Below are 13851 nucleotides of genomic sequence, written 5' to 3'. Positions count from 1 at the left end.
CCGTCGTCCCGGAAAGTGCGAAGCACTTGTCCGGGAACTTGGGAAACATCTAGCAAGGGTTGTTTTGGAATCGCGGCCTTTTTGAGTAGGTCCCGGGTCAAGCCCGGGATGACGGGGAAAGGTTGTATCCACTTAGCCTTCGTCTCGGAAAGTGCGAAACGCTTGTCCGGGATCTCAGGAAACAGTCAGCTCAATACCGACAGCCGACTGATAGCCTTTTTCTCGTTCCAAATCTGCTGTCATTATAGGTTTTGATGGCAGCCATTCAGGTGGGAAGGTCAGCGATAATCTGCACTTCTCAACGTCAACTGCAAAATCAGGCAGAAAGTCTTCCTGGCGCTTAATATTCAACAACACGCCCAAACGCAACAACACGATCAGACGGTATACGTCTTCCTTTCCGTATTGTGTGAAGTTGGGTATGTCTGCTACGCGGATTTTCTTGCGATGAAAGCGTACAAGCGTTGCCAACAGTTCCTGCTGTGCCTGATTAAATCCTGGCATATCCACATTTTGCAGGATATAGGCGGAGTGACGTTGTACGCCACGGGTGTTTATCTGAATGCCTACCTCGTGCAGTAATGCTGCCCAACCTAGTATGGCGCGGTAGTCCGGATGACTCAGTGTCCATGCTTTCTGGCAGTGATTAAATAACGTAATGGTTGTATTGAGCACCAAATGTGCCTGCGCTGTATCCACGTCATAACGCGTTGCCAGGCTGCTGGCAGTGCGGCTACGGATGTCACTGTTATGCAGCTCATCCTCCATCTGGTATAACACGCCTTCACGCAGCGCCGCGGGAGAATACTCCAGTGATTCAATCTTCAGTGCTTTAAAAAGGCCAATCAACACACATAATCCGGCGGGCATAACCGGGCGTCTGTCATCGGTCATTTCAGGAAAGTTAAGTTGATCGATATGGCCAGCTTCGATGAATTGCTTCATCAGCGTCTTTAAGTCTTTCAACGTAATAGGTTTATCGTATACTTCTTTTTGTTCTTTTTGTACCAGCGCACAAATGGCTTTGATGGTACCGGAAGTGCCGATACAGCGTTGCCAGCCCAAGCGTCGGTAACGCTCTTCAATGGGCTCCATTTCCTGTTCTGCTGCGGTGATCGCCTTTTCAAACGCTTTGGTTTTTAATTCACCATTGGCAAAAAAGCGCTGAGTATAGCTTACACAACCCATTTGCAGGCTTCGCAACAACAACGGGTTTAATCCTTCACCTATTATAAACTCGGTAGAGCCACCACCTATATCCACCACTAAACGCTTGCCCGTGTCGTGATTGGTATGCGCCACACCTGAATAAATTAACCGCGCCTCCTCGGTACCCGATATAACCTCGATGGGATAGGGCAGAATTTGCAGGGCTTCTTCAATAAATTCCTGTGCATTTACTGCCCGTCGAAGCGTATGGGTAGCGACAATTCTCACCGAATCAGGCTCGAAGCCTTTTAGCGAATCTGCAATCACTTTGAGAGTGTCCAGTCCGCGCTGTTTTGCTTCACCACCCAATAGATTATTGTCGTCCAGTCCTTCCGCTAAGCGGACGCGTTGTTTTACCCGGTGAAGAATTTGTACTGAACCTGCCACAATGCGAGCTACCACCAGGTGAAAGCTGTTAGAACCAATGTCCAGTGCTGCAACTTTGGTAACTTCGCGGCTTTCTACACCAGAAAAGGACGATGGATCCGGACTCATTTTTTCTCTTCCAGTTGTTTAAGGTAATTGTAAATCTCTTCCTGAGAACGCATTTTTCTACGGTTGCCTCGTTTAACGTACTGGTTCGTTTGATCCTTGTCGATTTCCCTGGCTTTCATGGTATCGCGAAACTGAATTTCCATAATATCCACTATGCGTTGTTGCAGAGCTTCGTCGTACACTGGTGCACCCACTTCAATACGGTTGTCCATGTTTCTCATCATCCAGTCGGCAGATGAAATATAAACTTTGCGGTTGCCACCTCCGTTAAAAATCATTACGCGCGGGTGTTCCAGAAAACGGTCTACTACAGAAATAATTTTAATGTTTTCGCTCAACCCTTTTATACCGGTACGCAGGCTACACATACCGCGCACAATACCGCGGATTTTTACGCCTGCCTGACTGGCGCGATACAAATCGTCAATCAGTTCGTTATCAACCAGGTTATTAATTTTAAAGGTGATCCCAGCCTTGTGACCCTCTTTCATGTATTGAATTTCTTGACGGATCAGCGACTGTACTTTGGTTCGGGCGTTTAACGGTGAAATTTGTAAATGCTGGAACTTGTAGCGACGATACGGGTTTGAAATTAAATCAAATACAGAGTTACCTTCCTCAGCCATTTCCTGATTCTTGGTAAACAAACTAAAGTCGGTATAAATTTTGGCCGTTTTCTCGTTAAAGTTACCGGTACCAAAATGCGCGTAGTGCATTAACTTGCCGCGCTCTTCACGCGACACAATACACAGTTTGGAGTGAATTTTAAGTGAAGGTACGCCCAGAATTACGCGAATACCGGCATCGGTCATGCGCTTCGACCACTCAATGTTGGCTTCTTCGTCGAAACGGGCGCGTAGCTCTACAATTACCGTTACTTTTTTGCCGTTGTCCACAGCGTCAATCAGTGAGCTAATGATCCGCGAGTGGCTCGCCACCCGGTAAATATTAATACGAATTGATTTAACACTGGGGTCGAATGCCGCCTGGCGCACAAATTCAGTAAAGTGCAAAAAGCGGTGATACGGATAATACAGCAGTATGTCATGGGCACTGATTGCATCGAACACTGTGTTGTATGCCGAAAAGTCCTTGGTATCAATGGCAGGTAACGGCGGGTGTTCAAGATACTCTCGCCCCACGTTTGGAAAACCAATAAAGTCTTTGAAGTTGCGGTAATGACCAGCAGAATGCAGGGTATCCAGCTTGGTTATCTTCAGGCGGCGCTGCAGATCTTCAATCATGTCGGCAGGCATGTCCTGATCATGGATCACCCGAACCGGCTCGGCAATTAATCGCTGCTTCATACTTTCCGACATTTTCTCTACATAACTTTCGTCGATTTCGTCGTTAATAAAGTATTCAGCGTCGCGGGTCATTTTAAATGAGTACGACTCCAGAGTATCGAATTTAACAAAACCGCGGAAAATTTCCTCCATCGACAGCTGGATCATATCGTCGAGCAATATGATGTGTTTACTCTTTCTACTGCGCTGCGGCGGGATCAGGAAAAATCGCGATACCTCGGATGTAGGTACTTGCACTACGGCAAATCGCGGGCTGCGGCCTTCACGGCGCAGTGCCACATACAAATAAACGGTGTTGCCGTTTAAGCGCCTAAGCAAGTCGGTTTTCTTATCAATCAAAATAGGGGCAATATGGCGTAATACTTTGTTGATAAAGTAATTGCGCACCCATTCACGCTGATAGTCAGTGAGTTCGTTCTTTTGCAGAATAATAATGCTGTAACGCGCCAGCGCCTTTACAACTTCTTTGTGTATGGTGTCGAATTTTTTCGACAGCGCCATTACTTTTTGCTGAATTTGCTCTAACAGTCTGCGTTGATGCTGGGCTTCCAAATCATTACCGTCGTTTTGGGCAATGATGATCTGGCGTTTTACATCAGACACTCTCACGCGGAAGAATTCATCCAGGTTATTGGAGTAAATACCCAGAAAGCGAATGCGTTCCACGGCGGGGTTATTTCTGTCGGCGGCTTCCTGCAACACTCGTTCGTTGAAAGACAACCAGCTCAGTTCTTTTGGGTAATAAAGGTCAGTCGATTCCATAATTACATCAGTTATTCAGCAATCAAAACGCGTTAACATAGCAGTTGAGTATTACAACCTGTTGACGGCGTTAAAAATATTTTCTAACCGCGCTATGCGGTTCAGGATAAGGTTGTGGTTATATCCACTACCAAATCGTTGGCAACCGCTTCCAGTGCTTCCTGCAAATCATCGCGGTCTAAATCGGTTGACACGCCCACGCGCAGTTGCGCTTTAAACATCTGGCTACCCCAGTTGGGTGCACTTTCACAGGTTGATGCAAAGTGCAGTATGTTCAGGTTAAAGCCATTAAGCACATTGGTAATTTCCTGAACAATGCCGGTACGGTCGTTGCCCATTACCTCTATTCTAAGCATTTCATCGGGATGTGCGGTGGTTTCTGTTACCGACTGGGAGTGGACCTGTAAACCGTCGAGTTTGTTGAGGGCCTCAATTAATGCGTGGTGTTGTTCGGCAGGTACCAGCACTTCCACAAACCCGGCAAACTGCCCGGCCATGTGGGCAAAGCTGCTGGCTTGCCAGTTTCCCCCATGCTGGTAGACCTTTTTAGCAACGGCATCAACCAGACCAGGACGGTCTTTACCAATAACAGTGATGATGACAGGCTTCATACATTCACTCCTGTGAGTTGTACTGTGAGGTCGAAAAAACTGACCCTGACAGGTATTTATAAGTTTCTCTTGATCTTAAAATATCACAACTTACACTGCTGAGCAGTGCAATTTAAGCCAAATCATGACTCCGAATAATGAATGTAGCAGCTAAGCAGGAAACTGTACTGAAAAAACGTCGTCGCCGTGACATCACCGCGCGAGTGATTATCAGTGGGTTTGGCGCAATGGTGCTGCTAACCATGGTAATACTGATCTGGCATTTGTTTTCTCAGGCGGCTGATTTTGCTTTTTCTCCGGATGCCGAGATCCAAACGGAATTACCGGTGTTACCGACGGGCCGCTTTTTATATGCAGGGGACATCGACAGCGGACAAGCTGCCATTTTGCAAGGCCCTGGTTGTCGCCTGACACTGACTACGCTGGTGGATAACGAACTTACCGCCGGTCAATCCATTCGACGCCCTTGTTCTCATTCACTGACGACGCATTTGGTTCAGGGGACTCCCTACGCGATTGATATCTCGGCTACCGGGCAGGTACGGTTATTTCCTGTTCCAACATTTGCTGCTTCACACGAAGTTGCCATGGTAGGTAGTCCGCTGGCCAGTGAACTGTCATTTGCAATACCAGAAGCCGTTTGGGCGGCTAAAATAAACTGGTCACTGGAAGTAGGCGAAAAGTGGCTTATTTTGGTTGTTAATACGGAGAAGTCTCAGTTTATTCAGTGGGTTAACCGGCAGGACCCTGCCAGAATTATTCGGCATACCCTCACCGATTTACTGCCCATCGTGTTACTTCCCGATAGCAATCAGATAATGCAAATTCGAGACAATATCCTGCTTTTTTACAACGAAAAGCACGTGCTGATTGACCGCATTGTGTTACCCGACCCGGTAGTACAGGCGTTTACCTTTGTAAAAGGGCGTTCACTGATTGTTTCACATCCCAACAGCGCGATGAGCAGGCTAACGGTATATAACGATAAAGGGGTATTGCGATATCAGCTTGCGTATAAACTGGCTTTAAAGCCCAATGAGCAACCCGTTGCAATTAACCCACATGCCAGTGTAAACGGATTAGCCATGATTACTAATCAGCAACAGTTATTGCTGATTAACCAGGTGACCGGCGAAATTGTAGAACGACGCGCATTGCCGTTTCAGCCAACCGGCTTGAGTTGGTTTGACGATCGGGTATATGTGTATTCTGATAGCACCTTGCTTAAGTTACACATCAACCATTTGGCTGGGCTCAGCACAATAGATAGTCTCTTATCGCCGCAACTTTACGAAGGTTATCGACAGCCAGACCAATTGTGGCAAACCACCAGTGCCAGTGATTACCAGGAAACAAAAATGAACCTGGTGCCATTGTTAATGGGCAGTATCAAAGCGTCGGGCTTGGCGTTGCTTATTGCTATTCCGCTTGCCTTGGGGGCGGCCGTGTATACTGCGTATTTTGCCCGTCCAAGAGTGCGCGATAATATGAAACCTGCAATCGAAATGCTGGAGGCCATTCCTTCCGTTTTGATTGGATTCATTGCTGCAATCTGGCTGGCACCGTTGGCTGAGCGCTTTTTATTTTCGTTCGCCGTGTTTTTATTTACGGTGCCATTTAGTTTGTTGTTGATTGCCTTGATTCAGCACAAAGTTGCGCGCAATCTGCCTGCCCGCGTGCGCAATACGGCTGAACTGGTGCTGCCTGCACTTGGCATACTGGGTCTGGGTTATATCAGCATTGAATGGGCACCACAGTTGCTGTTTTACATACTGGAAGTCAACGACTTTGACTTTATTACCGATACCACCGGCGTGCCGGTAGGTAAAACCACCATTTTGGTAGCGATAGCCCTGGGCTTTGCTATTTCGCCCAGTATTTATTCTTTGGCAGAGGATGCCATTAGTGGCGTGCCAACAAGTTTACGCCAGGCCTCTTATGCGTTGGGGGCAACCCGTTTACAAACCTTGCGCAGAGTGGTGTTGAGGGTGGCCTTTCCGGGGATAATGGCGGCTATTATGCTCGGATTTGGGCGCGCTTTTGGCGAAACCATGATTGTGTTAATGGTAACGGGAAATACGCCGATTGCCGATTGGGATTTGTTTGCTGGTTTGCGCGCACTTACGGCTAACCTCGCTATTGAATTGCCCGAAGCCGAATTAGACAGTATGCATTACAAGGTACTGTTCTTAACCGCATGTGTATTATTTACTTTCACGTTTTTGGTAAATACGCTGGCCGAGTTATTACGTCAACGATTGCGCAGGAATGCCAGTTATGGGTAAGTGGTCATTCAGACGTTTTCTGTCTAATCGTCAGCAGCAATCATTTGTAATTAGTTTGGGCGCGTTTTGTGCCAGTTTGTTACTGGTTGCTTTAGTGTGTGTATTAGGGTTAATTGCCTTGCGTGGTAGTGATTATTTTTGGCCTCGCCCAGTGCACAACCTTACTTATACGGATGCGGCGGGTAGCGCGCACAAAGTGTATGCTCAGGTAGGGGCAGGGCAGGTAGCCAGTCAATATAGTGCCGCAACTCAACACCTGTGGCTGATCCGATATTCAAATGCCGCTTATCCGTTTGGTAATCAGCTTATTCTGGAAACGCCCGCTATTCAGAATCTGGCGGTTGCAAAAGAAGCGGCTGATATTGTGCTCAAAGACGGCACCCGGATTTTTGCACAGCCGATAAGCCTGGATTTACCTGGTAAGCCGGCGCAATCCTTGGCAGCGCTGGAACAGGCGCGTCAGCAGGTTAACGCGTTACAGTTCGACATCGACCAAATCCGCACGCTTCATCTTGCGCCAATCCACCGCCGTTTGGCCGAATTGGATATACGGGCAGTAGCCGATGATGCACCGGCAAGAGAACGCCTTTCCCGCGAGTTCAGCGTATGGCAAAACCGGGTACTGGAATTGGAATCCCAGCTTGCCGAGTTTCGATTGCATATTCAGTTTGCCAGCGGTGAGGGATTTTCAATTCTCCTTAACGATCTGGACCAGCTCAATTATACCGGACAGCTAAGTCCGTGGGGCAAAGCGGGTGTCGCAGCCAACGCCATTTGGACGTTCTTAACGGACTCACCCAAACAAGCAAATACCGCAGGCGGGGTATTCCCAGCCTTGTTTGGTACCGTGCTGATGATATTTATTATGACTATTCTGGTGACGCCTTTCGGTGTAATGGCGGCGATTTATCTTACCGAGTATGCTCCCGACAATACGATGACGGCGGTCATTCGCATCTGTGTTAGCAACATGGCGGGAGTGCCGTCAATTGTGTATGGCGTATTCGGACTCGGCTTCTTTGTATACTTTGTGGGTGGCCAAATTGACGAACTGTTCTTCGGTGATCGTTTACCTGCCCCTACAATGGGAACTCCCGGCGTATTCTGGGCGGCATTAACCATGGCAATACTTACATTGCCTGTGGTAATTGTAGCTACCGAAGAGGGGCTAAGGCGCGTACCCCAGCGATTAAAAGCAGGTAGCTATGCATTAGGTGCTACCAAACTGGAAACCATTTGGCACACCATACTGCCGATCGCTAGTCCCGGTATTATGACCGGTGTGATCCTCGCCATCGCGCGGGCCGCTGGTGAAGTTGCACCGCTAATGCTGGTTGGCGCTGTAAAATTTGCGCCCAATCTTCCGTTTGATGGCGAATTCCCCTATCTGCACCTGGATCGCCAGTTTATGCATTTGGGTGTGTTAATATACGACGGCGCATTCCACAGCCAAACAGACATGCGAAGCGCGTCTATGATGTTTGCCAGTTGCTTATTGTTATTACTGGTGGTTTTTGTATTAAATATTCTGGCTGTGATCCTACGTAAGCGGCTACGTCAACGATATTTGCGAGGTTACTGACGCTCATGCTGAAACTGTTCGAACGGGAACGACTCAACCTGGAAGGGCTGTCACCGGAACAAACGGCCATCGAAGTTCGCGATCTGAATCTGCGATTGGGTCAAAAGCATGTGTTGCATAACATTAACATGCGGATCCCAAAACACCGCATTACGGCGCTGATTGGCCAGAGTGGTTGTGGAAAGTCGTCGTTGATAGCCTGCTTTAACCGCATGAATGATTTAATTTTAAATAGCCAAACCAGCGGCGAAATCATCATTGAAGGGCGCAATATTAATCACAAGAAAGAAAACCTGTCTTTGCTGCGCTCTCAGGTGGGCATGGTATTTCAACGTCCAAATCCCTTTCCAATGAGCATATATGACAATGTGTGTTACGGATTGCGGTTACAAGGCATTAAGCAGCGTCGCCAGCTCGACGATGCGGTAGAACGCGCCTTGCACGAGGCAGCGCTGTGGGAAGAAGTAAAAGACCGGCTGTTTGACTCGGCCATGATTTTATCGGGTGGTCAGCAGCAGCGCCTGGTGATAGCTCGCGCGCTTGCTTTAAACCCCGCTATTTTGTTACTGGATGAACCAACCTCTGCGTTAGATCCATTAACTACCCTGTTTATTGAAGAGTTAATGGGCGAACTCAAGAAGCGCTGTACCATTGTTATCGTTACACACAACATGCAGCAAGCGGCCCGGGTTTCCGATTACACCGCGTTTCTGCATCAGGGCGAGTTAATCGAATTCAGCGATAGCGATACGTTGTTCACTATGCCCGACAAAAAACAAACCGAAGATTACATTACCGGCCGTTACGGCTAGGGGGAGGCAACAGCATGCATCAGGTTGCACTAAATACCCATATATCTGACCGCTTTAACCTTGAACTGGAAAACCTGCGAAACTCCGTGCTCACTATGGGCGGCGAAGTAGAACAGCAGTTAATTGATACGCTCAAAGCCATTAGTACCAATAATCCTGGGCTGGCGGAAAAAGTGATCCTTAACGATTTGAAAGTGAATTCCATGGAGATGCAAATCGACGAGGAATGTTTGAGGATCATTGCAAAGCGGCATCCCACGGCCAGTGACTTGCGATTAATCATGACCATTTCAAAAGCCATTACAGACATTGAGCGGATGGGTGATGAAATAGAGCGCATAGCCAAACTGGTAACCAAACAAAAGATCCCTGCATCGGAGTCGATTAAAAGCAGTATGTTGCAAATTGGTCAGCAGGTAACGGCCATGATGCGAGGTACGTTTGATGCTTTTGCCCGGCAGGATGAGCGAGCTGCCCTTATTGTGTACGATCAGGACAACCGTATCGACAGCGAATATAAAAAGTTGCTCACTTTTACAACCGGTGAAATGTCGCGTTCAGGGCAGTCAATGGAAGACTGGCTGGAAATTCTGTGGGCATTGCGTTCGCTTGAGCGGATTGGTGACCGGTGCAAAAATATTTGCGAATACGTTGTCTCACTCACCAGTGGTAAAGATGTAAGGCATACTAAACTGGAAAGTTTGCAACAAAAAATAGATGATCTAACCTAAACAACTGGCAGCTCTAGCGGCTAGAGCTGCCTTAAATCTGTAATTAAAGTGAAATATTTGATGTAAATATCAGCGATCAGGATGATAAACACGATTATTTATAGCAGATCGTCGAAATTGGTCTATGGCTTGTCAGCGGATTAAGTTAGAATGCGCCGCAATATTGAAGCTTCAGTATAAAAAACGAACGAAGAACAATGCATAAATTCAAAACGCTGGCAGTAAGTGTAAACGCGACAGAATGCCCGTCAGCAGTAAACATGTCTATCAACGCACAACGGCTGAAAGACTGCTAAACAGACCAGGAGCAAATGTCAGTGGATTTCCTTCAAAGTTATGGCATGATTCTTATCATCCTCGCCGCCGTGGTGGGATTTGTTATGGCCTGGGGTATTGGTGCAAACGACGTAGCCAATGCCATGGGTACGTCTGTTGGTTCAAAAGCCCTCACCATTAAACAGGCAATTATTATTGCCATGATTTTTGAGTTTGCGGGTGCCTACCTTGCTGGTGGCGAAGTAACCGCAACTATTCGTAAAGGCATTATAGATACTGCCTATTTCGTTGATATTCCAGAATATTTGGTTCTGGGCATGATCTCCTCACTGTTTGCCGCAGGGTTATGGCTTGGGGTTGCGTCGTACCTGGGCTGGCCTGTGTCAACAACTCACTCCATCGTTGGTGCCATTATTGGTTTTACCGCTGTTGGCGTAAGTGTTGAAGCCGTTGAATGGAGTAAAGTGGGCGGTATTGTCGGTAGCTGGATTATTACCCCGGCTATCTCCGGTGTGATTGCCTACTTGATCTTCATGAGTGCCCACAAACTGATTTTTGAAACCGACAAACCCTTCCACTATGCCCGCAAATACGTCCCGTTTTACATGGCATTTGCCGGGTTTGTGATGTCGTTGGTAACGATTACAAAAGGCTTGTCCCACGTCGGTTTAGGTTTATCAGCTACGGCCGGTTATGTATTATCGGTAGTCATTGCAATCGTTATTGCCTTTGTGGGTAAATGGTTAATCAATCGTCAGGTTTATAGTCATTCTAACGACGCTGATTTACAACGCGCAAACGTAGAAAAAGTATTCGCCATTTTAATGGTGGTTACTGCCTGCTGCATGGCCTTTGCACACGGTTCAAATGATGTGGCCAATGCTATCGGCCCATTGGCTGCGGTAGTAAGTGTGGTTTCCAGCGGCGGTGAAATTGGCTCTAATAGCGAACTTGCATCTTGGATTTTGCCACTAGGCGGATTGGGCATTGTTGCAGGTTTGGCCCTGTTTGGTCATCGCGTCATTGCCACTATTGGCGAAGGCATAACACATCTCACCCCAAGCCGTGGCTTTGCAGCTGAAATGGCTGCCGCCTGTACAGTAGTAATTGCATCCGGCACGGGATTACCTATATCAACCACACAAACATTGGTGGGTGCAGTATTGGGTGTGGGCTTGGCTCGTGGTGTATCCGCACTTAATTTAGGTGTGATACGTAATATTGTGATTTCATGGGTGGTAACTTTACCCGCCGGTGCGATCCTGTCAATTATGTGCTTCTACGCACTTAAACTGATTTTCGGCGTATAGGCTTTACACCTCGTAGCCGCTCCCTATACGCCATCGCGATTGCCGAATACGCTATCCTGATCCATATTCGTCATTACCGTTGTAAGTCATCTCACCTTTTCTTCGTCACCCCACCTTTACTTCGTCACCTCATCTTTACTTCGTCATCTCCGCGAAGGCGGGGATCTTATTTGGCAAAGGCAAGCTGTTTGAGTAGACCCCGGGTCGAGCCCGGGGCGACGGGAAAGGAATGTCATCCCGACTTCCAACTCCCGTCATCCCCGCTTCCAACTCCCGTCATCCCCGCTTCCAATTCCCGTCATCCCTGCTTCCAATTCCCGTCATCCCTGCTTCCAATTCCCGTCATCCCCGCGAAGGCGGGGATCTTATTTGGCAAAGGCAAGCTGTTTGAGTAGACCCGGGTCGAGCCCGGGGCGACGGGAAAGGAATGTCATTCCCTCTTCCAAATCCCGTCATTCCGGCTTCCAATTCCCGTCATCCCCGCGAAGGCGGGGATCTTATTTGGCAAAGGCAAGCTGTTTGAGTAGACCCCGGGTCGAGCCCGGGGTGACGGGAAAGGAATGTCATCCCGGCTTCCAACTCCCGTCATCCCCGCTTCCAACACCCGTCATCCCCGCGAAGGCGGGGATCTTATTTGGCAAAGGCAAGCTGTTTGAGTAGACCCCGGGTCGAGCCCGGGGCAACGGAAGGAAACGTTATTTCCGTCTATCATGTAATTAAAGACGCAGTTTTATGTCTTCAAACTGTCACAAACTAACGTCAATATCAAAATCATACTGTATATGCAAAGAGTGATGCCGTGCGCCCTCAGTACAATCAAATTCTGTGCGTGCTTTCCAGTACATCTGGTCAGGATGCGCTAATCACCAAAGCTGTGGCACTGTCGAAGTTACATCAGGCTAACCTCACTATTCAGTTGGCTTTACCTGCATTGCCACCCAATGCCCGGTTAGTAATGGCATCGTTTGCTTACATTGAGTCTCAGGAGTCATTAATTTGCGATGCGGAACGTTGGCTTTGCAATCACGTTGATAATTTGGATACCGGGTGGCCTGTTCATTGTGAAGTGACAGTGGGAGATGTGAGTCAGGATGTACTGGAGACGGTTTCAACTTTAAGCGTGGACCTTGTGATTGCTCAAGCTAAATCCGGTGTCAGCGGGCGCCTATTTGGCGCTGACGCACTGCACCTATTGAGACACTGTGCAAGTCCGGTTTGGTTACTACCTGCATCTTCTCCACCACATCACAATGTGGTTATTGCTGCAGTTGACTTAAATTACCACTACGGAAATGAGCACGCAGCAGTACGTAAGGGGTTGAACAAATCTATTGTCCAGCAAGCGTCGGCGTTAGCCTTACTTAGTAAGGGGGTTCTGCATCTGGTGCATGTGTATGAATCTATACCTGAGCAATACATCTGCGAAGGTCTGCTTTCCATGCCGCAGGACGAATTGGCTACCATGAACGAACTTATCCGTCAGGAACGCGATCAGGCAATGGCTTCACTGGTGATTGAACTACAGGCGTCGCTCCAAAGTAATAATGAGTGTCTGGATATTCAAACACATTTGGTATATGGCCAACCTGTAGCAGGCATAGCAACAACTGCATTGCAGCTGGATGCCGACGTTGTGGTAGTGGGCTCCATTACCCAACCCGGCATTCCCGGCTGGCTTGCCGGTAGTATAGCGGAAGAACTGGCTGGCGAGTTACATTGCTCAATATTGGCAATAAAACCTGGGCAAATCAGTGCTGATGATCAGTAGCTAAACATCATTCTACCGGTTCAAATTAAGTTTTATTTATGAACTGGTGGCAAGCATGCCGGAGCGTCTTCCTGCTGTATATATTCTTTCAAACGAAACACGAACTGTGCTGTATGTTGGCGTTACAAGTAATTTGATACAGCGCATTTATCAACACAAAATGTCAATGGCTGTGGGTTTCTGCACCAAATACAAGGTGAAAGATCTTGTTTATTTCGAGATGCATGAAGACATGTATGCCGCTATAACACGCGAAAAACAACTTAAACATTGGCGGCGCAGCTGGAAGGAAAGGCTGATCACACAACAAAATCCGGGCTGGTATGATTTGTATCCGTTGATTAACCGTTAACAGACGATGCGTAAGATCCAAGCTCCATTCTTTCATCCACACTTATTCCTCATCAGCCGCTATTCCGTTGCCCCCGCTTCCAACTCCTGTCATCCCCGCACACTCCCCATCATCCCTGCTTCCAATTCCTGTCATCCCCGCGAAGGCGGGGATCTTGTTTGGCAAAGGTACGCTGTTTGAGTAGACCCCGGGTCGAGCCCGGGGCGACAGGAAAGGAATGTCATCCCCGCACATTCCCCGTCATCGCCGCACACTCCCCGTCATCTCCGTACACTCCCCATCATCCCCGTACACTCCCCGTCATCCCCGCGAAGGCGGGGATCTTGTTTGGCAAAGGCAAGCTGTTTGAGT

General features: G+C 48.0%; 10 protein-coding genes. 7 read left to right on the top strand and 3 right to left on the bottom strand.

Annotation, left to right across the window (positions count from 1 at the left end; all coding sequences use genetic code 11):
- Positions 1-174: 174 nt before the first annotated feature.
- From ppx to FJ444_RS21100, 3 genes are all read right to left on the bottom strand, one after another.
- On the bottom strand, positions 175-1704 hold the full coding sequence (ppx, locus tag FJ444_RS21110; RefSeq protein WP_140961915.1) for an exopolyphosphatase: 1530 nt from the start codon (positions 1702-1704) through the stop codon (positions 175-177).
- Positions 1701-3773: a polyphosphate kinase 1 gene (gene ppk1, locus FJ444_RS21105; RefSeq protein WP_140961913.1), complete on the bottom strand. Its 2073-nt coding sequence runs from the start codon at positions 3771-3773 to the stop codon at positions 1701-1703. Before ppk1 ends, ppx begins: the two co-directional genes overlap by 4 nt.
- A gap of 101 nt (positions 3774-3874) precedes the next feature.
- Positions 3875-4384: a glycine cleavage system protein R gene (locus tag FJ444_RS21100; protein ID WP_140961911.1), complete on the bottom strand. Its 510-nt coding sequence runs from the start codon at positions 4382-4384 to the stop codon at positions 3875-3877.
- A 137-nt stretch (positions 4385-4521) separates the two neighbouring features.
- Between FJ444_RS21100 and FJ444_RS21095 the strand changes: the two genes are divergently transcribed.
- From FJ444_RS21095 to FJ444_RS21065, 7 genes are all read left to right on the top strand, one after another.
- Positions 4522-6669, top strand: coding sequence for an ABC transporter permease subunit (locus FJ444_RS21095; protein WP_140961909.1), 2148 nt, complete (start codon positions 4522-4524; stop codon positions 6667-6669).
- Positions 6662-8251: a phosphate ABC transporter permease PstA gene (pstA, locus tag FJ444_RS21090; RefSeq protein WP_370298082.1), complete on the top strand. Its 1590-nt coding sequence runs from the start codon at positions 6662-6664 to the stop codon at positions 8249-8251. Before FJ444_RS21095 ends, pstA begins: the two co-directional genes overlap by 8 nt.
- Positions 8252-8256: 5 nt before the next feature.
- Positions 8257-9063, top strand: a complete 807-nt coding sequence (pstB, locus tag FJ444_RS21085) for a phosphate ABC transporter ATP-binding protein PstB (RefSeq protein ID WP_140961905.1) — start codon at positions 8257-8259, stop codon at positions 9061-9063.
- A 14-nt stretch (positions 9064-9077) separates the two neighbouring features.
- Complete coding sequence (phoU, locus tag FJ444_RS21080) at positions 9078-9794, top strand: phosphate signaling complex protein PhoU (RefSeq protein WP_140961903.1); 717 nt, start codon at positions 9078-9080, stop codon at positions 9792-9794.
- Between the two features lie 317 nt (positions 9795-10111).
- Positions 10112-11380: an inorganic phosphate transporter gene (locus FJ444_RS21075; RefSeq protein ID WP_140961901.1), complete on the top strand. Its 1269-nt coding sequence runs from the start codon at positions 10112-10114 to the stop codon at positions 11378-11380.
- A 799-nt stretch (positions 11381-12179) separates the two neighbouring features.
- Positions 12180-13148, top strand: a complete 969-nt coding sequence (locus FJ444_RS21070; RefSeq protein ID WP_140961899.1) for a universal stress protein — start codon at positions 12180-12182, stop codon at positions 13146-13148.
- A 55-nt stretch (positions 13149-13203) separates the two neighbouring features.
- Positions 13204-13500 carry a GIY-YIG nuclease family protein gene (locus tag FJ444_RS21065; RefSeq protein ID WP_140961897.1) on the top strand — a complete coding sequence of 99 codons (297 nt, stop codon included), beginning with the start codon at positions 13204-13206 and terminating at the stop codon, positions 13498-13500.
- Positions 13501-13851 lie beyond the last annotated feature (351 nt).

Origin of the sequence: Aestuariibacter sp. GS-14 (genome assembly GCF_006494365.1) — a bacterium.
GTDB lineage: Bacteria > Pseudomonadota > Gammaproteobacteria > Enterobacterales > Alteromonadaceae > Alteromonas > Alteromonas mangrovi.
The sequence above is the reverse complement of the archived record's forward strand: the minus strand, read 5'-3'. Positions and strand labels throughout refer to the sequence as shown.

What these genes read in the sequence shown, in the direction of transcription:
- FJ444_RS21095 (WP_140961909.1), top strand. Translation starts at nt 4,522, where the DNA reads ATGAATGTAGCAGCTAAGCAGGAAACTGTACTGAAAAAACGTCGTCGC.
- ppk1 (WP_140961913.1), bottom strand. Translation starts at nt 3,773, where the DNA reads ATGGAATCGACTGACCTTTATTACCCAAAAGAACTGAGCTGGTTGTCT.
- FJ444_RS21065 (WP_140961897.1), top strand. Translation starts at nt 13,204, where the DNA reads ATGCCGGAGCGTCTTCCTGCTGTATATATTCTTTCAAACGAAACACGA.
- pstA (WP_370298082.1), top strand. Translation starts at nt 6,662, where the DNA reads ATGGGTAAGTGGTCATTCAGACGTTTTCTGTCTAATCGTCAGCAGCAA.
- ppx (WP_140961915.1), bottom strand. Translation starts at nt 1,704, where the DNA reads ATGAGTCCGGATCCATCGTCCTTTTCTGGTGTAGAAAGCCGCGAAGTT.
- phoU (WP_140961903.1), top strand. Translation starts at nt 9,078, where the DNA reads ATGCATCAGGTTGCACTAAATACCCATATATCTGACCGCTTTAACCTT.
- pstB (WP_140961905.1), top strand. Translation starts at nt 8,257, where the DNA reads ATGCTGAAACTGTTCGAACGGGAACGACTCAACCTGGAAGGGCTGTCA.
- FJ444_RS21100 (WP_140961911.1), bottom strand. Translation starts at nt 4,384, where the DNA reads ATGAAGCCTGTCATCATCACTGTTATTGGTAAAGACCGTCCTGGTCTG.